Annotated in this window: 27 protein-coding genes; 8 read left to right on the forward strand and 19 right to left on the reverse strand. The window is 71.9% G+C overall.

Going from position 1 to position 26923, the window contains the following annotated elements; all coding sequences use genetic code 11:
- The 9 genes from PINTE_RS07225 to PINTE_RS07265 form a co-directional block, all read right to left on the reverse strand.
- The coding region (locus tag PINTE_RS07225; protein WP_217996525.1) for a hypothetical protein at positions 1 to 204 on the reverse strand (204 nt) is incomplete at its 3' end.
- Entirely contained in the window at positions 201 to 1721 is a 1521-nt protein-coding gene (locus PINTE_RS07230) for a proton-conducting transporter transmembrane domain-containing protein (protein WP_084343344.1), read from the reverse strand. The genes PINTE_RS07225 and PINTE_RS07230, both read right to left, overlap by 4 nt.
- Positions 1718 to 3172 carry a complex I subunit 5 family protein gene (locus tag PINTE_RS07235; protein WP_068427973.1) on the reverse strand — a complete coding sequence of 485 codons (1455 nt, stop codon included), beginning with the start codon at positions 3170 to 3172 and terminating at the stop codon, positions 1718 to 1720. The genes PINTE_RS07230 and PINTE_RS07235 overlap by 4 nt, the downstream gene beginning before the upstream one ends.
- Entirely contained in the window at positions 3169 to 3474 is a 306-nt protein-coding gene (locus PINTE_RS07240) for an NADH-quinone oxidoreductase subunit K (RefSeq protein WP_068427976.1), read from the reverse strand. Before PINTE_RS07240 ends, PINTE_RS07235 begins: the two co-directional genes overlap by 4 nt.
- A complete protein-coding gene (locus PINTE_RS07245; RefSeq protein WP_068427978.1) occupies positions 3471 to 4457 on the reverse strand; it encodes a hydrogenase subunit MbhD domain-containing protein in 987 nt (328 codons plus the stop codon). Before PINTE_RS07245 ends, PINTE_RS07240 begins: the two co-directional genes overlap by 4 nt.
- On the reverse strand, positions 4454 to 4768 hold the full coding sequence (locus tag PINTE_RS07250) for a cation:proton antiporter (RefSeq protein WP_245642836.1): 315 nt from the start codon (positions 4766 to 4768) through the stop codon (positions 4454 to 4456). Before PINTE_RS07250 ends, PINTE_RS07245 begins: the two co-directional genes overlap by 4 nt.
- Positions 4765 to 5121, reverse strand: coding sequence for a hypothetical protein (locus PINTE_RS07255; protein ID WP_068427980.1), 357 nt, complete (start codon positions 5119 to 5121; stop codon positions 4765 to 4767). The genes PINTE_RS07250 and PINTE_RS07255 overlap by 4 nt, the downstream gene beginning before the upstream one ends.
- A 132-nt stretch (positions 5122 to 5253) precedes the next feature.
- A complete protein-coding gene (locus tag PINTE_RS07260) occupies positions 5254 to 5772 on the reverse strand; it encodes a pyridoxamine 5'-phosphate oxidase family protein (RefSeq protein ID WP_245642837.1) in 519 nt (172 codons plus the stop codon).
- 107 nt (positions 5773 to 5879) lie between these two features.
- Positions 5880 to 6311 (reverse strand): SRPBCC family protein, encoded by a 432-nt coding sequence (locus PINTE_RS07265; RefSeq protein WP_068428019.1) that lies wholly within the window; start codon positions 6309 to 6311, stop codon positions 5880 to 5882.
- Between the two features lie 298 nt (positions 6312 to 6609).
- On the opposite strand from PINTE_RS07265, the gene PINTE_RS07270 reads away from it, so the two are divergent.
- The 7 genes from PINTE_RS07270 to PINTE_RS07300 all read left to right on the forward strand — a co-directional run bounded on the left by PINTE_RS07270 (position 6610) and on the right by PINTE_RS07300 (position 15241).
- Complete coding sequence (locus PINTE_RS07270) at positions 6610 to 8010, forward strand: nucleobase:cation symporter-2 family protein (RefSeq protein ID WP_157087120.1); 1401 nt, start codon at positions 6610 to 6612, stop codon at positions 8008 to 8010.
- 47 nt (positions 8011 to 8057) lie between these two features.
- Entirely contained in the window at positions 8058 to 8627 is a 570-nt protein-coding gene (locus PINTE_RS07275) for an HhH-GPD-type base excision DNA repair protein (RefSeq protein WP_068428023.1), read from the forward strand.
- Positions 8628 to 8697: 70 nt separating this feature from the next.
- Positions 8698 to 10539 carry a methionine--tRNA ligase gene (gene metG / locus PINTE_RS07280; RefSeq protein WP_068427981.1) on the forward strand — a complete coding sequence of 614 codons (1842 nt, stop codon included), beginning with the start codon at positions 8698 to 8700 and terminating at the stop codon, positions 10537 to 10539.
- Positions 10540 to 10561: 22 nt separating this feature from the next.
- Positions 10562 to 11422, forward strand: a complete 861-nt coding sequence (locus tag PINTE_RS07285) for a TatD family hydrolase (RefSeq protein WP_068428026.1) — start codon at positions 10562 to 10564, stop codon at positions 11420 to 11422.
- On the forward strand, positions 11419 to 12309 hold the full coding sequence (gene rsmA / locus PINTE_RS07290; protein ID WP_373280147.1) for a 16S rRNA (adenine(1518)-N(6)/adenine(1519)-N(6))-dimethyltransferase RsmA: 891 nt from the start codon (positions 11419 to 11421) through the stop codon (positions 12307 to 12309). Before PINTE_RS07285 ends, rsmA begins: the two co-directional genes overlap by 4 nt.
- A 54-nt stretch (positions 12310 to 12363) precedes the next feature.
- Entirely contained in the window at positions 12364 to 13440 is a 1077-nt protein-coding gene (locus PINTE_RS07295; protein ID WP_068427983.1) for a 4-(cytidine 5'-diphospho)-2-C-methyl-D-erythritol kinase, read from the forward strand.
- Position 13441: 1 nt separating this feature from the next.
- Positions 13442 to 15241: an ABC-F family ATP-binding cassette domain-containing protein gene (locus tag PINTE_RS07300; protein WP_068427985.1), complete on the forward strand. Its 1800-nt coding sequence runs from the start codon at positions 13442 to 13444 to the stop codon at positions 15239 to 15241.
- Here the strand turns inward: PINTE_RS07300 and PINTE_RS07305 are convergent, their stop codons facing one another.
- A complete protein-coding gene (locus tag PINTE_RS07305; protein ID WP_245642838.1) occupies positions 15242 to 16018 on the reverse strand; it encodes a glutamine amidotransferase in 777 nt (258 codons plus the stop codon).
- Between the two features lie 265 nt (positions 16019 to 16283).
- Here PINTE_RS07305 and PINTE_RS07310 point away from each other — a divergent pair, with 265 nt between their 5' ends.
- Positions 16284 to 18563, forward strand: coding sequence for a carbon starvation CstA family protein (locus PINTE_RS07310; RefSeq protein ID WP_068427989.1), 2280 nt, complete (start codon positions 16284 to 16286; stop codon positions 18561 to 18563).
- 39 nt (positions 18564 to 18602) lie between these two features.
- Here PINTE_RS07310 and PINTE_RS07315 read toward each other — a convergent pair whose 3' ends face one another.
- The 9 genes from PINTE_RS07315 to PINTE_RS07355 all read right to left on the reverse strand — a co-directional run.
- The gene (locus PINTE_RS07315) at positions 18603 to 18992 is read right to left on the reverse strand and encodes a metal-sensitive transcriptional regulator (protein WP_084343346.1); all 390 of its coding nucleotides are present in this window, start codon (positions 18990 to 18992) and stop codon (positions 18603 to 18605) included.
- A 114-nt stretch (positions 18993 to 19106) separates the two neighbouring features.
- Positions 19107 to 20696, reverse strand: a complete 1590-nt coding sequence (locus PINTE_RS07320; protein WP_068427992.1) for an HNH endonuclease signature motif containing protein — start codon at positions 20694 to 20696, stop codon at positions 19107 to 19109.
- Between the two features lie 166 nt (positions 20697 to 20862).
- The gene (locus PINTE_RS07325; RefSeq protein WP_068427995.1) at positions 20863 to 21375 is read right to left on the reverse strand and encodes a MarR family winged helix-turn-helix transcriptional regulator; all 513 of its coding nucleotides are present in this window, start codon (positions 21373 to 21375) and stop codon (positions 20863 to 20865) included.
- Positions 21376 to 21455: 80 nt separating this feature from the next.
- The gene (locus PINTE_RS07330) at positions 21456 to 22202 is read right to left on the reverse strand and encodes an IclR family transcriptional regulator domain-containing protein (RefSeq protein ID WP_245642840.1); all 747 of its coding nucleotides are present in this window, start codon (positions 22200 to 22202) and stop codon (positions 21456 to 21458) included.
- Between the two features lie 95 nt (positions 22203 to 22297).
- Positions 22298 to 22939, reverse strand: a complete 642-nt coding sequence (locus PINTE_RS07335; RefSeq protein WP_068427998.1) for a CoA-transferase — start codon at positions 22937 to 22939, stop codon at positions 22298 to 22300.
- A 10-nt stretch (positions 22940 to 22949) separates the two neighbouring features.
- Entirely contained in the window at positions 22950 to 23636 is a 687-nt protein-coding gene (locus PINTE_RS07340) for a 3-oxoacid CoA-transferase subunit A (protein ID WP_068428002.1), read from the reverse strand.
- Positions 23633 to 24868, reverse strand: coding sequence for a thiolase family protein (locus PINTE_RS07345; RefSeq protein ID WP_068428005.1), 1236 nt, complete (start codon positions 24866 to 24868; stop codon positions 23633 to 23635). Before PINTE_RS07345 ends, PINTE_RS07340 begins: the two co-directional genes overlap by 4 nt.
- Positions 24865 to 26187, reverse strand: coding sequence for a bifunctional 3-oxoadipate enol-lactonase/4-carboxymuconolactone decarboxylase PcaDC (gene pcaDC, locus PINTE_RS25005; RefSeq protein WP_084343348.1), 1323 nt, complete (start codon positions 26185 to 26187; stop codon positions 24865 to 24867). Before pcaDC ends, PINTE_RS07345 begins: the two co-directional genes overlap by 4 nt.
- Before the next feature lie 80 nt (positions 26188 to 26267).
- A partial coding sequence (locus PINTE_RS07355) for a lyase family protein (RefSeq protein ID WP_245642839.1) occupies positions 26268 to 26923 on the reverse strand: 656 nt, incomplete at its 5' end.

Below are 26923 nucleotides of genomic sequence, written 5' to 3' on the forward strand. Positions count from 1 at the left end.
CAGCCAGTCGACGCGGGCCGGCGGCGGGGCCAGCACCGCGAGCGCGACCGCCGGCAGCACGACGAACGGGGCCAGCCGCACGAGCCCGGCCCGGGAGGCGGCCGCGGCCCCCGCCGGCAGCAGCCCGGCGAGCATGAGTGCGCCCGCGAGCACGATCGGGCCGGTCGCGGCGAGCACCCACAGCGCCCCGTCGGAGACGGTCATGAGAACACCCCCTGAGCGATGAGGTGCGCCAGATACAGCGGAGACAGATCGGCCCCGGCCGCCAGGCCCGCGACGAACGTCAGCACCATCGTCACGACGGCCGGCACGAGCAGCGCCAGCGGCGCCTCGGCCCGCGTCGTGCTCGGCGCGAACTCCTCCCGGGGCTCGACGAACCACAGGAGGTAGACGATCGGCAGGAAGTAGGCGGCGTTGAGCAGCGAGGAGATCATGAGCACGGCGACCACCCAGCCCTGCCCGGCCTCGACCGCCCCGACGCCGAGATACCACTTGGTGACGAACCCGGCCGTCGGGGGCACCCCGATCATGCCGAACGCGCCGACGGTGAAGGCCGCCGACGTCAGCGGCATGCGCCGCCCCACCCCGGCCAGCCCGCGGATCGTCGTGACGCCGACGACCTCGGCGAACAGCCCGGCGCAGAAGAACAGCGTGATCTTCATGACGCCCTGGTGCACGATGTGCGCGAGCCCGCCGGTCGTCGCCGTCACGTGCGCCAGGCAGATCCCGAGCGTGATGTAACTGACCTGGGAGACGGTCGAATACGCGAGCCGGGCCTTGAGGTCGCTCTGGCGCAGGGCCTGGTACGAGCCGTACAGGATCGTGATCGCGGCGAGCACGAGCAGCGGCGTGAGTACCCCGAGCCGCTGCGCGACGGGCACGCCGTAGACGTCGTCGATGACCCGCACGACCCCGAACACGCCGGCCTTGACGACCGCCACCGCGTGCAGCAGCGCGGAGACGGGCGCGGGCGCCACCATCGCCTTCGGCAGCCAGCCGTGCACCGGCACGAGCGCCGCCTTGACCGACAGGCCGCCGATGAGCAGCACGAAGATCGCGATCGCCGTGGCGGGGGAGTCGGCGGCGATGCGGGCGACCGCCTCCGCGCCGCCCTCGGCGAAGTCGATGGGCCCGGCGAGCAGCGTCAGCCACACGACGCCCACGAGGAGGGTGAGGCCGGCGGTCAGCGCGTACCGCAGGTAGAGGCGGGCGGCGTCCAGGGCCTTCGGGGTGCCCCAGTGCGCGACGAGCGGGTAGGTGGCGAGCGTGAGCAGCTCGTAGAACACGAGGAACGTCACGAGGTTGCCGGCGAAGGAGATGCCGGCGGTCGCGGTGACGCACAGGCTGAAGAAGCCGAAGAACCGGCTCTGGTGGGGCTTGCCGCGCAGGTAGCCGATCGCGTAGATCGTCGTCAGCAGCCACAGCAGCGCCGAGAGCGCGGAGAAGTACAGCGAGAACGGTTCGACGCGGAACACGAGGTCGATGCCGGGCAGGAACGGCATCGACCACTCGGGCCGGGCGCCGGCGACGACCGGCGGGATGAGGCTGACGACGATGGCGACCTTGAGCAGCGCGCCGGTGAGGTTGATGGCCGTACGGGCGCGGGCCGCCGACTGCGGCAGCGGGAAGACGAGAATTGCCGTCGTCAGGGCGACGACGACGGTCAGCGGGGCGGCGGTGTTGACGAGCCCGACGAGCGAGGCGAGCAGGGAGTCGATCACAGGCCACCCCTGGAGACGATCCCGAGGATCGGGACGGTGGCGAACCCGAGCACGACGGCCAGCAGGCCGAGGGTCATCGGGATGGCCTGCACGTGCAGCGGCACGTGGGCGGGGCGCACGTCGGGCTCGTCGTCGGGGATGAGCAGCATCGGCCGCAGCGTGCGCACGAGGTAGGCCGCCGACAGCAGGGTGCCCAGCAGCAGCACGGCGATGAGCCACCAGTGCGAGCCGATGACCGCGGCGGTCGCGAGCTGCCACTTGCCGGAGAAGCCGAGGGTGATCGGCAGCCCCGCGAGGCTGACCGCCGCGGTTCCCATCGCCATGACGATCATCGGCATGCTCGCCCCGGCGCCGCCGAGGGCGTCGAGCTCGTCGGTGCCGTAGGCCTCCTTGAGGATGCCGGCGCTCATGAACAGCGCGGCCTTGGCCACGCCGTGGCTGAGCACGAGCAGCAGGGTGCCGGCGAGGGCCGCGGCCGCGGCGGTGCCGGGGGTGGCGGCGCTGGAGTCGTCGGTGACGATGACCGGCAGCGCGACGAACCAGTAGCCGGCCTGCGCGACGGTGGAGTACGCGACGACCGGCTTGAGCCGGCTCTGGCGCAGCGCCATGATCGGGCCGCCGAGCAGCGCGAGCACCCCAAGCGCGCCGAGCACCCACGCGAGCAGCGCCCCGGCCTGGGGCAGCAGGAGCACGAGCTCCCACAGCACGTACAGGCTCGCCTTGACGACCAGCGCCGACAGCAGCGGGCTCACCGCGGCCGGCGCCGCCGAGTGGGCCGGGATGAGCCAGCCGTGCAGCGGCATGAGCGCGACCTTCAGCGCGAGCCCGGTCGCGGCCAGGCTCACCGCGAGCGCCGCGGTCGTGCCGCCGAGGGAGTCGGTGGCGGCGTGCAGCTCGAGCGTTCCGGTCTGGGCGAAGATCAGCCCGACCGCGAGCAGGAAGAGCATGGCGCCGACGACGGCGATCATGAGGTAGCGAAACGCCGCCGACCAGGCCGGCGGGCCGCCGAGCGCGACGAGGGCGATGGCCGCGAGCGTGACGACCTCGAGGGCGACGTAGATGTTGAACAGGTCGTCGCTGACGTAGACGGCGTTGAGGCCGGCCCAGCACCCCAGCCACAGCGGCCAGAACGCCGGGCCGCCGGTGCCCGAGGGCAGCGCGGCCGCGTACAGGCTGATCGCGGCGCCGACGAGCGCGGTCATGAGGATGAGCAGCGCGCCCGGGCCGGTCAGGCGCAGCCCGATGCCCAGCGGCGGGGTCCAGCCGCCGAGTTCGGTCTGCACGGAGCCGGTGAGGTTGGAGACGGCCGCGAGCACGACGACGACCAGCGTCGCCAGGCTCGCGAGCACCCCGAGCCACGGCCGCGCGCGGCGCGGCAGGCAGGCCGCGACCGCGGCGGCCAGCACGGGCAGCAGCACCGCGCCGCCGAGGGGGAGGGTGGCGTCGATCATTCCTGCTCACCCGCGCCCTGGGTCTTGCGCTGTGCGCGGGCGGTCTCGATGCGTTCGGCGAGCACGAGGCCGACCCCAGTGAACGCGACGGTGATGACGAGTCCGGTGATGGCCAGCGCCGACAGCACCGGGTCGATCGGCGCGCTGCGGGCGGCGAGCACGATGAGCACGAGCAGGGTGCCCGCGCCCATGACGTTGAGCGCGACGAGGCGGGCGAGGTGGTCGGCGGCGAGGCTGACTCGCACGAGACCCAGGCTGAACAGGGTGATCGCGACGAGGACGAAGAACGTGCCGGCGCTCACCGCGGCACCTCGCCGGGCGACTCGGCCGATCGCTGCGCGGCCGGGTCGTCTCCGGCGGACAGGCACAGATACAGCGCGAACAGTCCGGCCGCGATGCCCAGCGTCAGGAAGATCTCGACGGTGACGAGCACCGGCCCGACGAACGCCGGGTCGTACCGCAGCCACGGGTTGCCGGTCAGCGGCCCGAGGATCGCGGAGGCCACGAACACGACGACGCCCATCGTCACCGCCACCGGCAGCCACCGGTGCAGGCGCGGCGTCGGGTCGAACGGGGAGTGTCGCAGCAGGATGAGCAGGCCGGTGAGCACCGCGCCGGCCTGGAACGCGCCGCCCGCCTGGCTCGTGCCGGCGAACAACACCCAGCCGGCGAACACGAGCAGGGCCGGGGCGGCGAGCCCGACGAACCAGCGGAACGCGTCGGGCAGCCGCGGCGACGAGGCCGGAGGCGGTCCGTCCGGCCACTCGACGAGCGCCGTGACGGCCACGGCCCCCAGCACGATGACGAACGACTCCAGCAGCGTGTCGTAGGCGCGGAAGTTCAGCAGCACCGCGGTGACCCCGTGCTCGAAGCCCGCGTTCGGCAGCTGCTGGGCCACCGGCTCCTGCCAGCGGGGTTGTTCGCCGAGCGTCGGGGTCAGCGCCGCGCCGACCCCGACGATGAGGGTGCCGATCGCCAGGCTCGCCATCGACAGCACCGCCAGGGTGCGCGGCGGTGACTCCGAGCGGTCGCGCAGCGGAAACCGCCGCGGGTGCCGCGTGACCATCGCGACCATGAGGGCGCCCATGACACCGGCTCCGAGGGCGGCCTCGGCGAGGGCGACGTCGGGGGAGCCGACCACCGCCCAGACCGTGGCGAGCACGGCGCCGAACGCGAGGAATAGCAGCGCCGAGGCGTTGCGGGTGCGGGCGAAGATCGCGGCGACCGCGAGCGTGACGAGCAGCCCGCCGAGGGCGATATGGACGGGGCTGACCGGCTCGTTCACGAGGGGCGGCCTTCGGAGGTCGCCTCGGCGTCGGAGTCGGCGAGGACCCCGGCCGCCAGGAGGCGGGCCCCGAGGGCCGAGGAGAACACGGCGAACAGCCACACGAGCGCGAGCTTGGCGGCGGTGGCGAGGGTGTCGGCCTGCAGCATGAGTCCGACGAGCAGGAGCCCGAGGCCAAGGTTGTCGGCCTTGGTCAGGGCGTGCAGGCGCGAGGCGAGGTCGCCGAACCGCCAGATGCCCACCGTGCCGGCGGTGAAGAACACGCAGCCCGCGGCGATGAAGACGGCGGCGAGGACGTCGAGCGCGATCACCGGTCGGCCCCGCGCTCGGAATCGGCGCTCGCGCCGGCGGCGTCGGGGTCGGCGTCGGCGTCGGCGTCAGCCCGACCGGCTCCGGCGCGGCGCGCGGCGGACCGGGCAGCGACGATGACGAGCGCCAGCGCCATGAGGGCCAGGGCGGCGTCGACGAGCCCGGACTGACGCAGCGCCTGCGAGGCGGCGGCGAGGATCGCGGCGCCCGCGGTGCCCGAGATGAGCACCCCGAGCAGCCAGGCGTCGGGCTCCCCCTCGCCGCGGGGGCCGCCGCTGCCGCGGGCGGCTCCGGCGACGGCGACCGCGAGATTGATCGCCAACACCACGATCGCCGCGGTCAACACGTAGGTCATCGATCTCCCGTCACGCTGAGTCCTGGGCGCACGGCCGGAACATGGTGGCAGATCTGCCGCGTCTGCGCGGGCGAATCTCCCACCGTCTGGTGCCGCCCCGGCTCCAGACGCTGGCCTGCCAGAGTCAGCCTGTCACGGCATCGGCGTGGCGGCGTTGTCGCCCTCGAGGCGCTCGCCGGTGGCCTTGGCCTTGACGAAGGAGACGAGCGAGGCGATGCGACCGCCGGGGCTGTCCCAGTACTCGGCGGAATCGGCGTCGACGTGCAGGAGCCCGACCTCCGGGTCGGTGGGGCCGTCGGTGAACCACGCCTCGACGAGGGGCCCCCAGAGCTCTTCGATGAGCGCTTCGTCGCGCACGATCTCGCCGCGCCCGGCCACCGAGATCCACGTGCCCTGCGAGGAGACGGCCACGTTGAGGCGCGGCTCGGCCTCGATCGCCCGGGCCTGGTCGGAGGTGCGACCGATGAAGAACCACAGGTCACCGTCGTCGGCGACCTTCTGGATGGCCATCGGCCGTGCCTGCAGCCCGCCGTCGGACCCGATCGTCGTGACCATCGCGAGGCGCTCGTCGCGGAGCAGCTCGACGACCTTGGCGGAGTCCTCGGAGTGGGGGGAGTGGGGCTGGTTCGGCTGCGGGGTGGGCTGGTCCACGATGCACCTCTGCTGTCGGCTGGTCGCTGCGGGCGCAGCCCCTCCACCCAAACATTTCGGCGCGCCTGCCGCGCGCCGAAATCTGTGCGTGACGGCGGTGCCGCCGGTCAGCTGAACCGGCGCTGCAGGGCCGTGATGCCCGCGGCGTACACGTCGTCGCGGAACACCGGGGTCATCTCGCTCTCGACGGAGGCGTCGGCGTCGTACTCGCCCCACCACTGCACGAACGTGTGGCCGGTGTCGGTGACCGGCGCCAGCCGCAACGTGGAGACGTAGCGACGCACGTCGAACGGGTTCTCGACGAACTCGTAGCTGAACGTCGTCGCCGCGTCGTCGAGGGTGACCAGCCGCTCGACGACCACGGCGCCGTTCGCCAACTCGAGCCGGCGCACCGCGCCGACCTGACCCTCCTCACCCTGAGTCAGACGGCTCTGCGCGATCGTCGGATGCCACTGCGGCAGGCCGTCGAACGGCCGGACCAGCTCCCACACGGCCTCGACCGAGACGGGAACGACTCCGCTGGCATAGGGCTTCGGCATGGTGTCCTCCACGTCGTCGGGGATCGGTGCTCGGGGCCTCGGTGCCACGGTGCCCGTGGTGCCCAGGGTGCCCGGGGTGCCCAGGAGTCCCTGCGAGCACCCGGCCTGTGTCACGACGCTAACAGCGACCCGCGCCCGCGCGGAACGACCAGGTGAAATTCGCCGGAAACACAGGTCGTATCACGGCGAAACGCCGGTTGTGTGCACTGGGTTGGCGTCGTACCGGCTCCCGGCTAGCGCCGGCTAGCAGCGAGGGGGCGTGCAGCGCCCGGCTCCCTTCTCCAGTGACGAGGTCAGCATGTCGACAGATGCGCGTACGGACGCGGCGAACGATCTCGCCGCCCAGAGTGGGAGCGGCGTCGACGAACGCCTGCCCGCCGCCAAGACCGCGACGTTCGCGATCCAGCACCTGCTCATCATGTACGGCGGCGCGGTCGCGGTGCCGCTGGCGTTCGGGGCCGCGATGGACCTGGACCAGGCGACGATCGCGATGCTCGTCAACGCCGACCTGCTGGTGTGCGGGGTCATCACGATCATCCAGAGCCTGGGCGTCGGGCGGATCCTCGGGGCGCGGCTGCCGATCATCGGCGGAGCCACGTTCATCCAGCTGGCGCCGCTGGTGGCGATCGGCCAGGAGTACGGGCTGCACGCCGTGTGGGGGTGCATGCTCGCCGGCGGCATCGTCGGCATGCTGCTGGCCTACCCGTTCTCGCTGGTGATCAGGTACTTCCCGCCGCTGGTCACCGGCTCCGTGCTGGTCGTCGTCGGGGTGTCACTGGTCAGCGTCGCCGGCGGGCTCATCGTCGGCAACAACCCGGAGCTGCCCACGTACGGGCAGCCGTCCCGGATCCTCGTCGGGGCCGTGGTCATGGCGGTGGCGCTGGCGTTCACGACGCTGATGCGCGGGTTCTGGGCGCAGGCGGGGCTGCTCGTCTCGATCGTCGTCGGCATCCTCGTCTCCTGGCCACTCGGGCTGCTGAACTTCAGCAGCGTGGGGCCGGCGCACTGGTTCGGGGTCGTGACGCCCTTCCACTTCGGCGCGCCGGCCTTTCCGATCGCGGGGGTCATCTCGTGCTCGATCGTCATGGCGGTGGTGTTCGCCGAGTCGCTGGCCAGCGTCATGGCGCTCGCGGAGATCACCGGCAAGCCGCTGACCCGGGGCGATATCGCGCGGGCCCTGGCCGCCGACGGACTGTCGGGCGTGCTCGGCGGCATCATGAACTCGTTCTACGACACGGTCTTCAACCAGAACGTTGGGGCGGTGCGCACGACCGGGGTGCACAGCCGCTACGTCACCGCCGTCTCCGGCGCGCTGCTCGTCGTCATGGGGTTCGTGCCGAAGATGGGCGCGATCGTCGCGTCGCTGCCCGGGCCGGTCGTCGGCGGCGCCGCGCTCGTGCTGTTCGGCACGATCGCCGTCGTCGGCATCCAGACCCTGCGCAAGGGCGGCCTGCACGACAGCGTCAACGCGACGATCGTCGCGACCGCCATCTCGCTCGGGCTGCTGCCGCGGTTCATGGAGGGCATGTTCGAACACTTCCCGGACTGGTCGGTGACGATCCTGTCCGACGGCATCGTGCTCGCCGCGATCACCGCGTTCGTGCTCAACCTCGTGTTCAACCACACCTCCCTGGCCACCCTGCCCCAGCGCGACGAGAGCGTGCGCCTGGCCCACCTGCGCTCCCGCCAGCACCCCTGACCCTGCAGCTCACGGTCGTGGCGGCGGGCCCGCGTAGGGTGCCGCTCATGAGCCGCACGATCCGTATCGCCCAGGACGAAGCCGCCGACGCGGTGCTGTCCACCGACGACTTCGCCCTGCTCCCTGGCATGCTGCTCGATCAACAATTTCCGATGGAACGGGCGTTCGCCGGGCCGGCGAAGATCCTTGAGCGGTTCGGCAGTCTCGACCCGCGCCGCATCGCCGAGGCGGAGCCGGAGGCCTTCGCCGACCTGTGCGCGACGCCGCCGGCGATCCACCGGTACGGCCGCTCGATGGCCGGGCGCATCCAGCAGCTCGCGCGGGTCGTCGTCGACGACTACGACGGGCGGCCTGCCGCGATCTGGGAGGGCGCGGGCTCGACGAAGGAGCTGCTGACGCGGCTCAAGAAGCTGCCCGGCTTCGGCGACCAGAAGGCACGGATCTTCGCGGCCCTGCTCGGCAAGCAGCTCGGCGTCACGCCCCCGGGCTGGCGCGAGGCCATCGGGCCCTACGCGGAGCACGGCTCGACGCGCTCGGTCGCCGACGTCGTCGACCCCGCCACTCTGGAGGCCGTGCGCGAGTTCAAGAAGGCCGCCAAGAGCCGCGCCAAGGGGTGAGTTCGACCTCCCGCGGCGCTCGTGAAACCCCTGCGGGTCTTGTCGGTGCCCGCAACTAGACTCGCCTGCCATGAGCAAGGTCCTGTCTGCCGTCGCCTGGCCGTACGCCAACGGCCCACGTCACATCGGCCACGTCGCCGGTTTCGGCGTGCCCTCCGACGTCTTCAGCCGGTACATGCGGATGGCCGGACACGACGTGCTCATGGTCAGTGGCACCGACGAGCACGGCACCCCGATCCTCGTGGCCGCCGACGCCGCCGGGGTCAAGCCGCAGGAGCTGGCCGACACCAACAACCGCATCATCGTCGAAGACCTCGTCGCCCTCGGGCTGTCCTACGACCTGTTCACCCGCACCACCACCCGCAACCACTACGCGGTCGTGCAGGAGCTGTTCCGGGTCGTGCACGCCAACGGCTACATGATCGAGCAGACCACCAGCGGCGCGATCAGCCCGTCCACGGGTCGCACCCTGCCCGACCGGTACATCGAGGGCACCTGCCCCATCTGCAAGTTCCCCGACGCCCGCGGCGACCAGTGCGACAACTGCGGCAACCAGCTCGACCCCACCGACCTCATCGACCCGCGCTCCAAGATCAACGGCGAGACACCCCAATTCGTCGAGAGCCAGCACTTCTTCCTCGACCTGCCCGCTTTGGCCGACGCGCTGGCCGAGTTCATCGCCGACCGGGAGGCCAGCGGCCTGTGGCGCCCCAACGTCATCCGCTTCTCCAAGGGCCTGCTGGCCGACATGAAGCCGCGCGCGATGACCCGCGACATCGACTGGGGCATTCCGATCCCGCTCGACGGGTGGCGCGAGCAACCGAGCAAGCGGCTGTACGTGTGGTTCGACGCGGTGATCGGCTACCTGTCCGCCTCCATCGAGTGGGCCCGCCGTCTCGGGGAGCCCGATCGCTGGCGCGAGTGGTGGAACGACCCCGAGGCCGTCTCCTACTACTTCCAGGGCAAGGACAACATCACCTTCCACTCCCAGATCTGGCCGGCCGAGCTGCTCGGCTACGCCGGAGCCGGTGACAAGGGCGGGCAGCCCGGGCAGTACGGCGTGCTCGACCTGCCCACCGAGGTGGTGGCCAGCGAATTCATGACGATGGAGGGCAAGCAGTTCTCCTCCAGCCGCGGCGTCGTCATCTACGTGCGCGACATGCTGAGCCGCTACCAGCCCGACGCGCTGCGCTACTTCATCTGCGCCGCGGGCCCCGAGAGCAGCGACTCCGACTTCACGTGGGCCGAGTTCGTGCAGCGCACCAACTCCGAGCTCGTCGCCGGCTGGGGAAACCTCGTCAACCGCACCGCGACCATGATCGCCAAGAACTTCGGGCAGATCCCGCAGCCGGGGCCGCTCGAGCCCGTCGACGAGGAGGTCCTCGCCGCGGTGCGCGGCGGCTTCGAGACGGTCGGCGGCCTCATCGGGCGGCACCGGCAGCGGGCCGGCATCGCCGAGGCCATGCGCCTGGTCGGCGAGACCAACGCCTACGTCTCGCGCACCGAGCCGTTCAAGCTCAAGGGCGACGACCAGCGGGAGCGTCTCGGCACGATCCTGCACACGCTCGCGCAGTGCGTGAGCGACCTCAACGTCATGCTCAGCCCGTTCCTGCCGCACAGTTCCAACGCGGTCGATGCGGTGCTCGGCGGCGACGGCACGCTGACGCCGATGCCGCGCCTGGAGGAGGTGCTCGACTTCGACGACGCCGTCGAGGGTCTGCCACAGGCCGTGCCGCAGGTGCGCACCTACCCCGTGATCACCGGCGACTACTCGGGCTTCGCGCCGTGGGCCTCTCGCCCGATCGTCGTGGGCACGCCGATCGCCAAGCCCAGGCCGGTCTTCACCAAGCTCGACCCGAGCGTCGTCGAGGAGGAGCTGGCGCGACTGGCTCCGCAGACGGAGGAGCAGTGAGCGGTCCAGCGGGGTGGCGGCGATGAGCGCGGAGGCCGGCGAGGGCGTCACCGGGCGAGCGACGCCGGCCCCGCCGCACCCGCTGCCGCTGCCGGTCGTCGACAATCACTGCCACCTCGACATGGGCCGCGATGGCGATCCGCCTCCCGACCTGGCGCGCACGTTGGCGCAGGCCGCGGCGGTGGGGGTCGACCGCGTCGTGCAGATCGGCTGCGAGTTGGAGGCGGCCGAATGGACCGCTCGGGTCGTCGACGAGCACCCCGAGCTGCTCGGCGGGGTCGCGCTGCACCCCAACGAGGCGCCGCGGCTGGCCGCCGCCGGCGCCCTCGACGAGGGCCTGACCCGCATCGAGGCCCTCGCCCGCCACCAGCGCATCCGCGTCGTCGGGGAGACCGGACTCGACTACTACCGCACCGGCCCCGAGGGCCGGCAGGCGCAGCTCGACTCGTTCCGGGCGCACATCGAGATCGCCAAGCGCCTCGACCGCACCCTGCAGATCCACGACCGCGACGCCCACGACGACGTGCTCGCGGTGCTCGCCGAGGTCGGCGCCCCCGAGCGCACCGTCATGCACTGCTTCTCCGGCGACATGGACATGGCCGGCGAGTGCGTGCGCCGCGGCTACCACCTGTCGTTCGCCGGCACCGTCACCTTCAAGAACGCCCGTGGGCTGCGCAACGCCCTGTCGGTGGTGCCCTTGGACCGGCTGCTCGTCGAGACCGACGCCCCCTACCTCACACCCTCGCCGCACCGCGGCGCGACCAACGCGCCCTACCTGGTGCCGCTCACGGTCCGAGTCATGGCCGGCGTGCTCAACGTGTCGGTGCCCACGCTGTGCGCGGCGCTGTCGGAGAACTCCGAACGCCTCTACGGGCCGTGGTGACCGGCTCCGAACCCGACGCGGGCGGCCCTGGCGATCTGCACGACTCGGGCGTCGAGCTGCTCGGGGCCGCCTCGATCCGCGAGCTGGCAGCCCGGCTCGATCTGCGGCCGACCAAGTCGTGGGGGCAGAACTTCGTCATCGACGCCAACACCGTGCGCCGCATCGTGCGCGCCTCCGGAGTCGGGCCCGGTGACGACGTCGTCGAGGTCGGCCCCGGCCTCGGCTCGCTGACGCTGCCGCTGCTGGAGGCCGCGCGCTCGGTGACGGCCGTCGAGGTCGACCCGGCGCTGGCGCAGCAGCTGCCGCGCACCGTGCGGACCCTCGCGCCGAGCCGGGCAGACCGTCTGCGGGTCGTTCAGGCCGACGCCCTGCGCGTCGAGGCGTTGCCGGTCGAGCCGACCGCGCTTGTGGCAAACCTGCCGTACAACGTGTCGGTGCCGGTGATCCTGTCGTTCCTGGCGCGCTTCGCGACGCTGCGCCGGGTGCTCGTCATGGTGCAGCTCGAGGTCGCCCAGCGGCTGGCCGCGAACCCGGGCAGCAAGGCGTACGGGGTGCCCAGCCTCAAGGCCGCCTGGTACGGCGATGTGCGGCTCGCCGGCACCGTGCCGCGCACCGTCTTCTGGCCCGTGCCCAACGTCGACTCCGGGCTTGTCGCGCTCGACCGGCACAACCCACCGGAGACGACCGCGCCGCGGGAGCGCGTGTTCGCCTGCGTCGACGCGGCCTTCGCCCAGCGCCGCAAGACCCTGCGAGCGGCCCTCGCGGGCTGGGCCGGCGGGGCCGACCGCGCGGAGGCCGCCCTGCTGGCCGCCGGCATCGACCCCCGCGCCCGCGGCGAGCAACTCGACATCGAGGCGTTCGCGGGCATCGCCGCCGCGGTGGACTGACGCACTCGCGCCCACCCGCGGGTGGGCCGCGGCCCGCAGATTAGGGTTGCGGCCATGACTTCTGCGGCCCGCGGTGGCGTCACAGTTCGTGTCCCCGCCAAGATCAACCTCGAGCTGATCATCGGGCCGCGCCGCGCCGACGGGTACCACGGGTTGTCGACGGTCTTCCACGCCGTCGGGCTGTACGACGACGTCACGGTCGTGCCGGCGCCGAGGTGGGGCGCCACGGTCTCCGGCCCGTACGCCGCGCTGGTGCCCGCCGGCGGCGACAACCTCGCTGTGCGGGCGGCCCGCCTGCTCGCCGAGCGGGCCGGGTCCGAGCGCGCCGCCGACGACGACGCCGACACCCACGCACTGGAACGTGACGAGACCGAGCGCGACCAGCGCGCGAACGGCGGCTGCGCCGTGCGGTCCGTGCCCACCGCCGAGTCACGACCGGTTCCGGACCCGCGGCCCGGGCCGGTGCACATCCACATCGCCAAGGAGATCCCGGTCGCGGCGGGCATGGCCGGGGGATCGGCCGACGCCGCCGCCACCCTCGTCGCGTGCGACGCGCTGTGGCGCCTGGGCAGCGACCGCGAGCTGCTCGACGAGCTCGCCGCCACGCTCGGCAGCGACATCAACTTCGCGCTGACCGGCGGCACCGCGATCGGCTCGGGCCGCGGCGAACGCGTCGCGCCGGTGCTCGGCCGCGGCCGCTACCACTGGGTTCTCGCCGTCTCGGAGACGGGCCTGTCGACCCCCGCGGTCTTCGCCGAGTGCGACCGGCTGCGCGAGGAGCGCGGCGAGACCGACATCCCCGACCCCGAACCGTCTCCGGCGATGATGGCGGCGCTGCGTTCGGGCGATCCCCGCGCGCTGGGGTCGGCGCTGCGCAACGACCTGCAGGAGGCGGCGCTGAGCCTGCGTCCGGAGCTCGCCGAGGTGCTCGAGGCCGGGCTGGAGTACGGCGCGCTCGGCGGCATCGTCTCCGGCTCCGGGCCGACGCTGGCGTTTCTCGTGGACGGGCCGGAAGGGGCGCTCGACCTCGCGGTGGCACTCACCGCCTCCGGGGTGGCCAGCGACGTCAAACGCGCGATCGGGCCCGCGCACGGCGCGCACGTGCTGCCGGCCGCGACGGCGGTCCGCTGACGTGGCACACCTGCTGGGGGCCGAGGGCCTGCATCTGGAGTATCCGACCCGCGTCGTCTTCGACGCGGTGACGCTCGGCATCGACGAGGGCATGCGCATCGGCATCGTCGGCCGCAACGGAGACGGCAAGTCGAGCCTGCTGCGCCTGCTCACCGGCCGGCAGGAGCCGGACGCCGGCCGTGTCACCCGCCGCAGCGGCCTGCGGGTGGGGGTGCTGGATCAGAGCGACGACCTTGACCCGGCCGCGACCGTCGGGGAGACGATCGTCGGCGACATCCCGGAGCACGAGTGGGCCGGTGACGCGCGGGTGCGTGACGTCATCGACGGACTCGTCGCCGACATCGACTGGACCGCCGCCGTCGGCACCCTCAGCGGCGGGCAGCGCCGCCGGGTCGCGCTGGCGGCGCTGCTCATCGGCGATTGGGACGTCATCGGTCTCGACGAGCCGACGAACCACCTCGACGTGGAGGGCATCGCCTGGCTCGCCGCGCACCTGCGGAACCGGTGGGCGCGCACGGCCGGGGCGTTGCTGGTCATCACGCACGACCGGTGGTTTCTCGACGAGGTGTGCACGACGACGTGGGAGGTGCACGACCGCATCGTCGAGCCGTTCGAGGGCGGGTACGCCGCGTACGTGCTGCAGCGCGTCGAGCGCGACCGGCAGGCGGCGACCATCGAGGCCAAGCGGCAGAACCTCATGCGCAAGGAGCTCGCGTGGCTGCGGCGCGGGCCGCCGGCGCGCACGAGCAAACCGAAGTTCCGGATCGACGCCGCGAACCAGCTCATCGCCGACGTGCCGCCGGCGCGCGACCGGGTCGAGTTGGCCCGGCTGGCCACGGCCCGGCTCGGCAAGGACGTCGTCGACCTCGAGGACGCGGGCGTGAGCTTCGGCGACCGGGAGGTGCTGCGCGACGTCACGTGGCGCATCGGGCCGGGGGAACGCGCCGGCATCCTCGGGGCGAACGGCGCCGGCAAGTCGACGCTGCTGGGCCTTGTCGCCGGAACCGTGACCCCGTCGGCGGGGCGCGTCAAGCGCGGCAAGACCGTACGCCTCGCCACGCTCGACCAGCAGTTCACCCAGCTCGACCAGATCGCACAGGATCGTGTGCGAGAGGTGCTGGCGCGGACCCGCACCACGTTTACCGTCGACGGCAAGGACATGACCCCGGCGCAGCTGCTCGAGCGGCTCGGGTTCTCGCGGGCGCACCTGTCGGCCCGGGTCGGGGAGCTCTCCGGCGGGCAACGGCGGCGCCTGCAGCTGCTGCTCGTGCTGCTCGACGAACCGAACGTGCTGATCCTCGATGAGCCGACCAACGACGTCGACACCGACATGCTCGCGGCGATGGAAGACCTGCTCGACTCCTGGCCGGGCACGCTGCTCGTCGTCTCGCACGACCGCTACCTGTTGGAGCGGGTCACCGACCAGCAGTACGCGATCCTGGGCGGCCGGCTGCGGCACGTGCCGGGCGGCGTCGAGGAGTACCTCGCGGTGCGCCGCGCCGAGGACCAGTCGCGAGCGGCGGGAGGCGGGCCGGCCGGCTCCGGGGCGGAGGCGTCATCCGCGCCGGCCCCCGAGCGTTCGGCCGCGCAGCGCCGCGCCGCGCAGCGGGAGCTGTCGGCGACCGAGCGGCGTATCGACCGGGTGACACAACAGATCGCGGCGCTGCACGAGCAGATGGCCGCGCACGACCAGAACGACTACGTGGGGCTCGGCCGGCTCACCGCGCAACTGACGCCGCTGGAGGCGGAGGTGACGCAGCTCGAGGAGCGCTGGCTCGAGCTGTCCGAGGAAGTGGACTGACTACTCCGTCCGGCCGCTCTGTAGCGCGGCGTCCAGCCAGGTGTCGATGACCTTGCGGGCGGGCTGGGCGAGGCGACGGCCCTTGCCGCCGGCCTCGGTGCGGATGCGATTGGGGTCGATGCCGGCCGTGGCCAGCTCGTGGGCGTGCCCGACGAGCCATCGTTCGATCTGCGTGTGATCGGCCTCGAGATGAAACTGCAGCCCGAGCACGCGCGGCCCGGCGCTGAAGGCCTGGTTCGGAAAACCGGGGGTCTCGGCGAGCCGGGAGGCGCCGGACGGAATCTCGAACTGGTCGCCGTGCCAATGCAGCACGTCGACCGCGTCGAGCGGGGCGAGCGCCGACCGGCGGCCTTCCCGGGTGAGGTGCACAGGCCCGTAGCCGATCTCGGTGCGCCCGGTGGGGGCGACCCGGGCGCCGAGGGCGTCGGCGATGAGTTGCGCGCCGAGGCAGATGCCGAGCGTCGGCCCGCCGGCCCGCAGGCGTGCCGCGATGGCCTTCTTCTCGGCGGCCAGAAACGGGTAGCGGTCGATGTCGTAGACGCCGATCGGACCGCCGAGAACGACGAGCAGGTCCGGGCCGAGCAGCGCGTCCGGGGTGATCGGGTCGATGCCGGCGTCGAGATAGCCGGTGGCGAGTCCGCGCTCGTGCAACAGGGGTGCCAGCAGGCCGAGATCCTCGAACGGCACGTGGCGGATGGCCAGGGCCCGACCCGACATCGCGCACCCCCCGGCCGCGTGCGCGACCTGGGGCGTCGGGGAGCCGGTGTCCATGAGCATCGCTGGGTCCTTCCGTCGGTGTCCGTCCCGTCGGTCTGCGTGCCGTCGGCGCGGGATTCCCGGGCCCGCCTCCGGTCCTCATCAACTGTCCTAGGAGACCCGACCGCGAAGGCCCGAAACGCGAATTTGCGCAAAAATGTGGCTCGATATCAGGTCTCGTCCAGCTTTCTCTCGGGATCGCGTCCCGCACGGGCGAACACGGTGGCAGCATGTGGCCACGGCCCGCGGCGCCCGGGCCTTTTCGGCTCTCTGCCAGGAGGCGAGCATGTCATCCGTCACCTCTCGCGACCCCCACCTCGTGCCGGACCCGGACTTGCCTCCGGTCGCGGTCGATCCGAGTGTGCTCGATGCGCACGACCGGTCGTGGCCCTTGTCGAAGATCATCATCTGGGGCGTCATTTCGCTGCTCGGCGGCCTGTCGTGGGTGATGCTGGCGCTCGTTCGCGGAGAGCACGTCAATGCGATCTGGTTCGTCTTCGCCTCCTTGTGCACGTACGCCATCGCCTACCGGTTCTACTCGAAGTACATCGAGAACAAGCTCACGCGCCCCAACGACCTGCGCGCCACCCCGGCCGAATACGCGGCCGACGGTAAGGACTTCGTGCGGACCGACCGGCGGGTGCTGTTCGGGCATCACTTCGCGGCGATCGCCGGAGCCGGGCCGCTCGTCGGCCCCATCCTCGCGGCGCAGATGGGGTACCTGCCCTCGACGATCTGGATCATCGTCGGCGTGATCTTCGCCGGAGCGGTGCAGGACTACATCGTGCTGTTCTACTCGATGCGCCGAGGCGGGCGGTCGATCGGTCAGATGGCCAAGGACGAGCTCGGGCCGATCGGGGGCGCGGCCGCGCTGCTGGCGACCTTGACGATCATGCTCATCATCATCGCGATCCTGTCGCTCGTCGTCGTCAACGCCCTGGGCGAGAGCCCCTGGGGCGTGTTCAGCGTCGGCATGACGATCCCGATCGCGCTGCTCATGGGCGTGTACATGCGGTTCGTGCGACCGGGCAAGGTTGGGGAGGTCTCGCTCATCGGGGTCACGCTGCTGCTCGCCTCGATCATCGGAGGCGGGTACGTCGCCGCCGACCCGACGCTGTCCGCGATCTTCACCCTCGACCGCGGCACGCTGGCGTGGGCTGTCATCGTGTACGGCTTCGTCGCGGCCGTGCTGCCGGTGTGGATTTTGCTGACTCCGCGCGACTACCTGTCGACGTTCATGAAGATCGGCACGATCGCGCTGCTGGCCATCGGCATCGTGGTGGTGCGCCCCGAGGTCACGGCGCCGGCCTTCTCCGAACTGGCCTTCCGCGACGACGGCCCGGTTTTCAGCGGTGCCCTCTTCCCGTTCCTGTTCGTGACGATCGCGTGCGGCGCCCTCTCGGGGTTCCACGCGACGATCGCCTCGGGCACCACGCCCAAGCTCGTCGAGAAGGAACGCCAGACTCGCATGATCGGCTACGGCGGCATGCTCGCCGAATCGTTCGTCGCGATGATGGCGCTGGTGTGCGCCTCGAGTATCGATCGCGGCCTCTACTTCGCGATGAACTCCTCGCCGGCGGCGACGCTCGGCACGGTCGAGGGAGCGGCGGCGTTCGTCAACAGCCTCGGACTGGCCGGTGTGTCGACGACTCCGGATGCGCTCTCATCGGTGGCCGCGGCGGTGGGGGAGCACTCCGTGGTCTCGCGCACCGGCGGCGCCCCGACGATGGCGATCGGGCTGGCGAACATCATGCACCAGTTCGTCGGCGGCCCGAACCTCATGGGCTTCTGGTACCACTTCGCGATCATGTTCGAGGCGTTGTTCATCCTCACCTCGGTCGACGCCGGCACCCGAGTGGCCCGGTTCATGTTCCAGGACACGCTGGGCAACGTGTGGCCGCGGTTCAAGGACCTTGATTGGGTGCCCGGCAAGTGGCTCGGCACCGGGGTCATGGTCGCGGGGTGGGGGTCGATTCTCATCCTCGGCGTGCACGACCCGCTCGGAGGCATCAACACGTTCTTCCCGTTGTTCGGCATCGCCAACCAGTTGCTGGCCGCCATCGCGCTCGCCGTGTGCCTGGCGATCGCCGCGCACACCGGACGGTTCCGGTACCTGTGGATCGTGTTCGTGCCGCTGGTGTTCGCGGCGGCGGTGACGATCACCGGCTCGTTCCAGAAGATCTTCAGTCCGAACCCCGCGATCGGCTACTGGGCCAACCACAACGCCTTCCGCGACGCGCTCGCGCAGGGGCGCACGCACCTGGGCACCGCGCAGGGCGTCCCGGCGATGGAAGCGGTCGTGCGCAACACGTTCGTCCAGGGATCGCTGTCAGTCCTGTTCGTCGTGCTGGCGATCATCGTCATCCTCTTCTCGCTCCTGCGCACGGCCCAGGCGTTCCGCACCCACCAGCGGGTGGACACGGAGGGCCCGACGCACGTGTCGCGGGTGTTCGCGCCGAGTGGGTTCATGGCCTCGGCGCCGGAGAAGGAGATCGAAGCGCGCTGGAAGCAGTACTTCGAGGAGCACCCGGACGCCCTGGCCGCGGAGCACAAGGTCGGTCACTGAGGGCTGGTCGCGACCCCGCCGTCCCCCGCGGCGGCGGGGTCAGGACTTCACGAGGCGCTGTACCGCCTTGGCGGCCTCAGCGATCTTCGCGTCGAGGTCGGCTTGCGCCCCCGGGCCCTGCGCCTGCGCGGCGTGGACGACGCAGTGCCGTAGGTGATCCTCGAGCAGCGCGAGGGCGACGTTCTCCAGCGCGCTGGTCAGCGCGCTGATCTGGGTGAGGATGTCGATGCAGTACTGGTCTTCGTCGATCATGCGGTGGATGCCGCGCGCCTGCCCCTCGATGCGTCGCACGCGCGCGAGGTACTTGTCCTTGTCGGACATGTATCCGTAGCCGTGCTCGGGGTGCTCGGGGTGCTCGGGGGGCTCGGGCTGGGCGGCCGGCGCGGATTCGGGCACGGCGCCGCGGTCGGGCTCGCTGCTCTGCGTCATCGGTCGATCCTTTCTGCTCGAGCGATCATATACCCCCTCCGGGTATAGTGGCGCGCGACTGCCCGCCCACTGGTTCAGCCTGGCAGGGTGAGCCCAGCGGTCAGCCCAGCACGGTCAGCCCGCGCGTGGCCGGTTGCCGATGGGTGTGCCGTCGGCTCTGCTCCACTGGACGTGGCCCTCGATCACAACCCCGACGAAGTCGTACCGGTGGACGACTGTGTGATGGTGCCGGCACAGCAGGGCGGTGTTGTGCCGGTCGGTGGGCCCGCCCATGAGCCAGCTGATCAGGTGGTGCCCGTCGCACCAGGCCGGAGGCATCGAGCACCCCGGGAACGTGCAGCCTCCGTCGCGCATCGCCAGATAGGTGGCCAATCCCGGTGAGATCAGCCGCTTCCCGCGCCCCAGGTCCAGCGGTTCGGAGCCGGTACCCAGGACGGCGGGGATGATCTGCGCGTCGCACGACAGCACCCGCACCTGAGAGGGCGTGAGCATGTGGCCGAAGGCGGTGGTGCCGCAGCCGTGGTTGTGGTCGGTGCGCACCCCTGTGCCGCCGGTGCGCTCGCGGTGCTTACGCACGAGGTCGGCGAACATCCCGGGAAGGGCCTCGGATTCGAGCCCGGCGACCAGGTCGGCGAGCTTGATGGTCACGACGACCTTGGCCTTGGCCCCGGTACCGGGAGTGGCCTTGTCCGGGACCGCGGCGTGGGCGGCCAGCGCGACGAGCGCGTCGGCGCGGCGTTCGCCCGCGGTGCGCAGGTCGGGCTCGGTGCGACCGGTGACCGCCGCGTCCAGGGCTTCGGCCTCAGCGTCGAATCTGCCAGCGTCGGCCGCACTAGTCGCATCGGTCGCGCCAGTCGCTCCACCCAGGCCGCCCGAGCTTGCCGTGCCGGCAGCGGGCGCCTCGTCCGTTCCGGTCGTGTCGGGCTTGGTGGGCCGCGGCTTGCTGAGCGCGTTGATCGCGGCAATCACCACAGCCGCCGACGCCGCGTCGAGCCGGACCCGGCCTTCGTACATCCCTGTCCGCGGATTCAAGGTCAGCTCGGTGAAGTCCCGCCGCTCGTAGCGGCGTTCGCGTTCCTCGTACTCGCCCTCGGTGCCGTACTGCCCGATGAGCTGCTCTTCCATCGCCGCAAGCTCGCGCCGGTTCACGCCGTGGGCGGCCAACCCGATGAGGGCGTCCATCACGCCGTCCCAGGACTTCACCGTGATCGAGCCCTGCAACCGCCGGTAGGTCGCGGCGAGCAGCTCGGCCGCCTCGACCGTCACCCGCCCGTCCAGAACGGCCTCGCGCAGCGGGGCCGCGTCCTGCCGGTCACAGATCCGGGCCAACACTCCCAACGCCCGGGCCCGACCCGGCGACACCGGCACCCCGGCCTCCACGTGAGACTGCTGCACCCACGCCGGCACCCGCGGGTGATCGGACTCCGCGATGACCCCGCGATCCTCGGCCTCAAGAACGACCGCCGCCTGGGCGGCACACGCCGCCGCCACCGCACCGGCCGCCGCCGCAGCCAGCTCCGGCAACTCATCAGAACCGATCCGCGACAACAGCCCCGGCAACCCCAACAACGCCGCGCGAGCCGTTCGCACCTGAGCCAGTAGCGCTTCCCCGACCGGCTGGGCCACCCCGCCTCCCGACATGTCGACGTCGCCGGTCGGTGCCGCAGCACCGTCGGAGACGTCGAGGTCAGGGGTGAAGTTCATGCACGCAGGATATCGAACATACGTTTGTTTCACAGTCGTTACTATTCGTGAAAAATGCAGTGCGACAGGGAGATTCAAACTGAGTTCGGAACCACGCGAATTCGTCTGGAACTAAAGCGAACTCACCGAGAGCTGGGGGTGTGAGTTGGGTCACATCCGCGTAGCCTCAGCGCCCGTCGGGCTCCAGGGGCGCGAGCAACAGCCGCAGCGAGTCGGCGAGGGCGGTGCGATCGGCCTCCGGCAGCTGCGCCAACAGGTCGTGTTCGCGCGCGAGCAGGTCGCTCATCGCGGCATCGACCGACCGCGCCCCGGCGTCGGTGAGGCGCACGCGCACGCCGCGGCGGTCGGAGGCGTCGCGATGACGTTCGACCAGACCACGCCGCTCGAGGCGGTCGATGCGGTTGGTCATCGTGCCGCTGGTCGACAGCGTCTGCTGCACGAGCGTGCCGGGGGACAACTCGTAGGGAGCTCCGGCCCGGCGTAGCGCCGACATCACATCGAATTCCCACACCTCCAGCCCGTGGCCGGAGAAGGCCTCCTTGCGGGCGCGGTCGAGATGGCGGGCGAAGCGGCTGATCCGCGAGAGCACGTGCAGCGGCTCGACCGGGAGCTGTGGGGCCTCACGACGCCAGGCCTCGACGATGCGGTCCACCTCGTCGTGCGCGATGCCGTCGTCCATGCTCCGAGACTAGGCGACCGGGATGCTCGACATCGAAATATCCGGCGTGCGCGACACCCGGCCTCCGGACGACCGGACCGTCAGCGGCCTTGAGCCCGAAGGTCGGCCTCGATGGCGGCCGCGGTCTGCCGCAGCGGTTCGAGCAACTGCTCGACCGACTCCCCGTGGGGGGTCAGCACGCTCGTCGACACGTTGATCGCGGCGACGACCCGCCCGGCGCCGTCGTGCAGGGGCGCGGCGATGGACCGCAGCCCGAGTTCGAGCTCCTGGTCGACGACCGCGTAGCCGCGCTCACCGATGACCCCCAGCTCCTCCCGCAGCCGCTCGGGGTCGGTGACGGTCGACGGTGTGATCGGCACAAGGGTGACCCGATCGAGGTAGTCGCGCAGCTGCTCCGGCGTGAATCCCGCGAGCAACACCCGTCCCATCGAGGTGGCGTACGCGGGAAAGCGGGTGCCGACGCGGATCGACACCGCCATGATCCGTCGCGTCGCCTGCCGAGCGACGTAGACGATGTCGTCTCCGTCGAGCACCGCCACCGAGGTGGACTCCTGGAGTCGGGCCGACAGCCGCTGCAGGTGCGGCTGAGCGACGTCGGGCAGCGACTGGCTCGACAGGTAGGCGAATCCCAGCCGCATGACCTGCGGGGTGAGGGAGAAGTCGCGGCCGTCGCTGCGCACGTAGCCCAGGTGTTCGAGCGTGAGCAGGAATCGGCGGGCCGCGGCGCGGGACAGCTCGGTGCGCCGCGCGACCTCCGACAGGGTCATCGACGGGTGCTCGGCGTCGAAAGCGGCGATGACCGCCAGCCCGCGAGCGAGCGACTGCACATAGCCCCCGTCGTCCGGTGCGTGCGCATCCGCGTCACCGGCCACCCCCGCCAGCCCTGTCGCCGCGGAGGTGCCGGTGTCGCGACTGCGCACGGTCATGACACCGGCTCCAGCTCCATGCCCATGCGTTCGCTCAGTTGCTGCATCCCCACACCGTATGTCTCCCGCACCCGCACGACGCCGTCGCCGATCACGAAGACCGCGTCGGGCGTGTACACCCTGGTGACACAGTCGATTCCGGTGGCGGGGTAGGTGAGCTCGGGCACGATCTTGCAGGTGCCGTCCCTGGCGAACAGCGTCATCATCACCCAGGTCTCCTTCGCGCCGATGGCCAGATCCATCGCGCCGCCGACGGCGGGAATCGCGTCCGGCGCGCCCGTCGACCAGTTCGCCAGGTCGCCGCCGACCGAGACCTGGAAGGCACCGAGCACGCAGACGTCGAGGTGACCGCCGCGCATCATCGCGAAGGAGTCGGCGTGGTGGAAGTACGCGGCGCCGGGCAGTTCGGTGACGGGCACCTTGCCGGCGTTGATGAGGTCGGCGTCGACGTCGTCGCCATGGGCCTGCGCGCCCATACCGAGCATGCCGTTCTCGGTGTGCAGGGTGACGTGCTGCTCGGGCCGCAGGTAGTTGGAGACCGAGGTCGGTTGCCCGATACCGAGATTGACGAATGAGCCGGCGCGGATGTCGCCGGCGACGAGGCGGGCCAGCCCCTGCTTGTCCAACGTGGTGGTCATGGCGTCCTCCTCAGGCGCTCAACGGGGTGGCCGGGTTCGGGATCTCGACGACCGTGTCGACGTAGATGCCTGGGGTCACGACGATTTCGGGATCGATGCCGCCGGCGTCGACGACCTCGCTGACCTGCACGACGGAATGGTCCGCGGCCGCGCACATGATCGGGCCGAAGTTGCGGGCCGTTTTGCGGTACACGAGATTTCCCACGCGATCCGCCCGCAGCGCCTTGACCAGCGCCACGTCGGCCGTCAGCGGCGCCTCGAGCACGTAGCCGCGGCCGTCGATGACACGGGTCTCCTTGCCCTCCGCGAGCTGCGTGCCGTAGCCGGTGGGCGTGAAGAAGCCGCCGATCCCGGCGCCGCCGGCGCGGATCCGCTCGGCGAGCGTGCCCTGCGGCACGAGTTCGAGCTCGAGTGTGCCTGCGCGGTAAGCGGCGTCGAAGTGGTGGCTGTCGCGTTGGCGCGGAAAGCTGCAGATCATCTTCGCGACCTTGCCGGCGGCGATGAGGGCCGCCAGCCCGGTGTCGCCGTTGCCCGCGTTGTTGTTGATCACCGTGAGGTTGCCGACGCCCCGCTCGATGAGCGCCTCGATGAGTTCGACGGGCTGGCCGGCGGTGCCGAAACCACCGATGAGCACGGTGTCACCGTCGTCGACGCAGGCCACGGCCTCCGCGGCGGTGGGAGCGAATGTGGTTGTCACGCTGTCTCCTTCGAAGGGGTCGCGGGGGAGGTGACGTTTTCGAGCACGACGGCCAGACCCTGGCCGACGCCGATGCAGATGGCCGCGACGCCCCAGCGGCCGCCCTCGGCCTGCAGGCGCCGGGCGAGGGTGCCCAGGATGCGGGCGCCGGAGGCGCCGAGCGGGTGTCCGATCGCCACGGCCCCGCCCCAGGCGTTGACCCGCTGCGGGTCGACGTCCCAGGCGTCCAGACAGGCCAGGGACTGCGCGGCGAAGGCCTCGTTGAGCTCGACGGCGTCGACGTCGCCCCAGTCGATGCCGGCGCGGGACAGGGCCAGGTTCGCGGCCTCGACGGGTGCGTATCCGAAGTACTGCGGCTCGTTGGCCGCCGCGGCGCGCCCCGCGATCCGGGCGAGCGGCGCCGCGCCGAGCCGCTCCCCGCCGCGCTCGCTACCGAGCCACACCGCGGACGCACCGTCGGACAGCGGCGAGGAGTTGCCGGCGGTCACGGTGCCGCCCTCCGCGCGGAAGACCGGCTTCAGACCGGCCAGCGACTCCGGGGTGCTGTCGGGGCGGATGCCCTCGTCGCGGGTCAGCGGCTCGCCCTTGCGCGGCGCGGGACCGGGCACGACGAGGTCGGCGTAGCGCCCCTCGTCCCAGGCGGCGGCGGCGAGCCGGTGTGAGCGGGCGGCGAACTCGTCCTGGCGTTCGCGGTCGACGTCGTACTTCTCACGCAGCTGTTCGGTGGCCTCGCCGAGGGAGACGGTCCACGGCGACGGCATCGCCGGGTTCACCAGGCGCCACCCCAGGGCGGTGTTCGCGGCCTCGAGGTTGCCTGCGGGGTACGGCCGCTCGGTCTTCGGCAGCACCCACGGGGCGCGGCTCATCGACTCCACACCGCCGACGAGCACGACGTCGGCGTCCCCGGTCGCGATCTGGCGGGACGCGATCATCGCGGCGTCGAGGCTCGAGCCGCAGAGCCGGTTGACGGTCGTGCCGGGAATGGTCACCGGCAGCTCGGCGAGCAAGGTGGCCATGCGGGCCACGTTGCGGTTCTCCTCGCCGGCGCCGTTCGCGTTGCCGAAGACGACCTCGTCGATCTCGGCCGGGTCGAGGCCGGGCATGCGGCGCACGCTCTCGCGCACGATGTGGGCGGCCAGGTCGTCGGGACGGATACCGGCGAGGGCACCGCCGAACTTGCCGAACGGGGTGCGGACGGCGTCGTACAGGTACGCCTCGTGTGCCTGGGTCATCGGTTCTCCTCGCTGTGCGGGTCGACGTGCCGGTCGGCATGCGGGTCCGCGTCGGCGTTCGTCGACGAGTCCTCTTCGGCCAGCACGCGGCTCGCGATCTTGAACGCCGTGTTGGCGTGGGGCACGGAACAGTAGATGGCGCTCTGCAGCAGCACCTCGACGATCTGCTCACGGGTCATGCCGTTGCGCCGGGCGGCGCGCACGTGCATCGCGAGCTCGTCGTGGTGACCGCCGGCGACCATCGCGGTGAGGGTGATCGCGCTGCGGGTCACCCGGTCGAGTCCGGGGCGGGTCCAGATCGCGCCCCACGCGTATCGGGTGATGAATTCCTGGAAGTCGCGGGTGATCTCGTCGATCGAGGCGTTGGCCTTGTCGACGTGTTCGGCGCCGAGCACCTCCCGGCGCACCGCCATGCCGGCGTCGTAGAGCTGCGCGAGCGTGGCCTGCGGAACGGCCGCGCCGCTGCCGTCGAGCGCGCCGCCGCCGACCGCGCCCCGATCGTCGGGACCGCCGAGATCGCTCAGCCCGAGCATCCCGGCCAGCGCCGCCGCGGTGAACGCGGGGTCTTCGGCGGGCGCGAGGTGCGCCACCCCGGAGGCGGTGAGCCGGCGCCCGGAGCGCACCCCGCGGGCGACCTGCTCGGCCAGGGCCGGCGGCGCGACCGCGTCGAGTTCACCGGCGATCGCCAGCACGGGGTCGCCGATGCCGCCGAGTCGCGCGGTGACGTCGTGGCCGGCCAGCGCCTCGCAGCAGCGGGCGTACGACTCGTCGTCGGTGCGCGACAGGCTGCCCAACAGCCTCCCGCCGAGAGTGGCCTCGCGCTCGAGCCAGCCGGGCGCGAACCACCGACCCGCGGAGGCGGTGACCAGGCTCGACGTGCCCTGGGCCCGGACCGCCGCGGCTCGTTCGGCCCAGCTCGCCGGCGTGCCGAGCGCGGCGCCGGAACAGATGACGGCGATGCCGTCGAACAGCCCAGGGTGGCGCAGTCCGAGTTCGAGCCCGGTGGCGCCGCCGAGGGAGTCGCCCGCGTAGTAGCGGCCGGCAGGGGCCGGCACGTCGCGGGCGAGCGCCGCGACGGCGTCGGCGAGGTCGGTGACGGCGAACGCCCCCTCGGCCCGGGGCGAGCGGCCGTGCCCGGGCAGGTCCCAGGCGATGAGGTGCACGCGGTCGGCCAGCAGCGGCACGACCCGCTCCCACAGGGTCTCGGCGTCGGTGCCGAGGGAGGCGCCGAGCAGCAGCACCGGCTTGGGCGGTACACCCGGCGGGGCGGGCTCGGACAACTGGGTGGCGGTCAGCACCGGCAGCGGGGTTGCGGTCATCGGTCCTTCCTCGGGCATGGCTCACGCGGGGCGCGTGGCGGGTGGTCGGGTGCGGCTCGGCGAGCTGATCGCCGTCGCCGTCAGGAGAGCGTGGTGCGGCCGGCGTGGCGGCGGACGAGTTCGTCGACGAGCTCGCCTGCCTCGCCGAGGTATCCGGCTGGGTCGAGGTCTGGGTCGAGGTCTGGTTGGGAACGTTCGGACGCCGCCCCTGAGCCTGCCCCGGAAGCTGGCTCCGAGGCCGAATCGGAGACCGCCTTCGAGAGCGCGGCGCGCTCGGCGAGCACGTCCGGAAGCGAATGGTCGAGGTTGCGGCGCAGCGCGTCGACATCGACGCGCAGGCCGCCGGTCAGCTCCTGCAGGAGCGCGGCGACACCGCCGGTCAGGCGCAACAGCTCACGAAGCGCCGGCCATTCGGCGTGCCACGCACCGTCGGGCCGCTCGTCGGCGGCCTGGCCCGCGGCGGTCGCCACGGTGGCGAGCAGCCCCGGGGCGCTCATCGCCGCGCTGCGGATCGTCACCGACAGCACCGGGTTGTGCTTGTGCGGCATCGCGGAGGAGCCGCCGCGGCCGGGCGCCACCGGCTCCGCGAGTTCGCCGATCTCGTTGCGGGAGCCGGTGACGACGTCGGTCGCCAGGGTGCCGGCCGCGGCCACGACGGCGCTCAGCGCCGACGCGAGCCGCAGCACCGGGCCCCGAGTCGTGTGCCAGCCGGGGGCGGCGACCAGGCTGAGGCGGT

The sequence above is a fragment of the Piscicoccus intestinalis NBRC 104926 genome, from assembly GCF_001515525.1.
In the GTDB taxonomy this organism is placed as follows: Bacteria; Actinomycetota; Actinomycetes; order Actinomycetales; family Dermatophilaceae; genus Kineosphaera; species Kineosphaera intestinalis.

Coding starts and splice junctions, on each gene's coding strand:
- PINTE_RS07235 (WP_068427973.1), bottom strand. CDS start 3,172: ATGATCGACGCCACCCTCCCCCTCGGCGGCGCGGTGCTGCTGCCCGTG.
- PINTE_RS07255 (WP_068427980.1), bottom strand. CDS start 5,121: ATGACCTACGTGTTGACCGCGGCGATCGTGGTGTTGGCGATCAATCTC.
- PINTE_RS07265 (WP_068428019.1), bottom strand. CDS start 6,311: ATGCCGAAGCCCTATGCCAGCGGAGTCGTTCCCGTCTCGGTCGAGGCC.
- PINTE_RS07270 (WP_157087120.1), top strand. CDS start 6,610: ATGTCGACAGATGCGCGTACGGACGCGGCGAACGATCTCGCCGCCCAG.
- PINTE_RS07275 (WP_068428023.1), top strand. CDS start 8,058: ATGAGCCGCACGATCCGTATCGCCCAGGACGAAGCCGCCGACGCGGTG.
- metG (WP_068427981.1), top strand. CDS start 8,698: ATGAGCAAGGTCCTGTCTGCCGTCGCCTGGCCGTACGCCAACGGCCCA.
- PINTE_RS07285 (WP_068428026.1), top strand. CDS start 10,562: ATGAGCGCGGAGGCCGGCGAGGGCGTCACCGGGCGAGCGACGCCGGCC.
- PINTE_RS07295 (WP_068427983.1), top strand. CDS start 12,364: ATGACTTCTGCGGCCCGCGGTGGCGTCACAGTTCGTGTCCCCGCCAAG.
- PINTE_RS07305 (WP_245642838.1), bottom strand. CDS start 16,018: ATGCTCATGGACACCGGCTCCCCGACGCCCCAGGTCGCGCACGCGGCC.
- PINTE_RS07310 (WP_068427989.1), top strand. CDS start 16,284: ATGTCATCCGTCACCTCTCGCGACCCCCACCTCGTGCCGGACCCGGAC.
- PINTE_RS07315 (WP_084343346.1), bottom strand. CDS start 18,992: ATGACGCAGAGCAGCGAGCCCGACCGCGGCGCCGTGCCCGAATCCGCG.
- PINTE_RS07320 (WP_068427992.1), bottom strand. CDS start 20,696: ATGAACTTCACCCCTGACCTCGACGTCTCCGACGGTGCTGCGGCACCG.
- PINTE_RS07325 (WP_068427995.1), bottom strand. CDS start 21,375: ATGGACGACGGCATCGCGCACGACGAGGTGGACCGCATCGTCGAGGCC.
- PINTE_RS07335 (WP_068427998.1), bottom strand. CDS start 22,939: ATGACCACCACGTTGGACAAGCAGGGGCTGGCCCGCCTCGTCGCCGGC.
- PINTE_RS07345 (WP_068428005.1), bottom strand. CDS start 24,868: ATGACCCAGGCACACGAGGCGTACCTGTACGACGCCGTCCGCACCCCG.
- pcaDC (WP_084343348.1), bottom strand. CDS start 26,187: ATGACCGCAACCCCGCTGCCGGTGCTGACCGCCACCCAGTTGTCCGAG.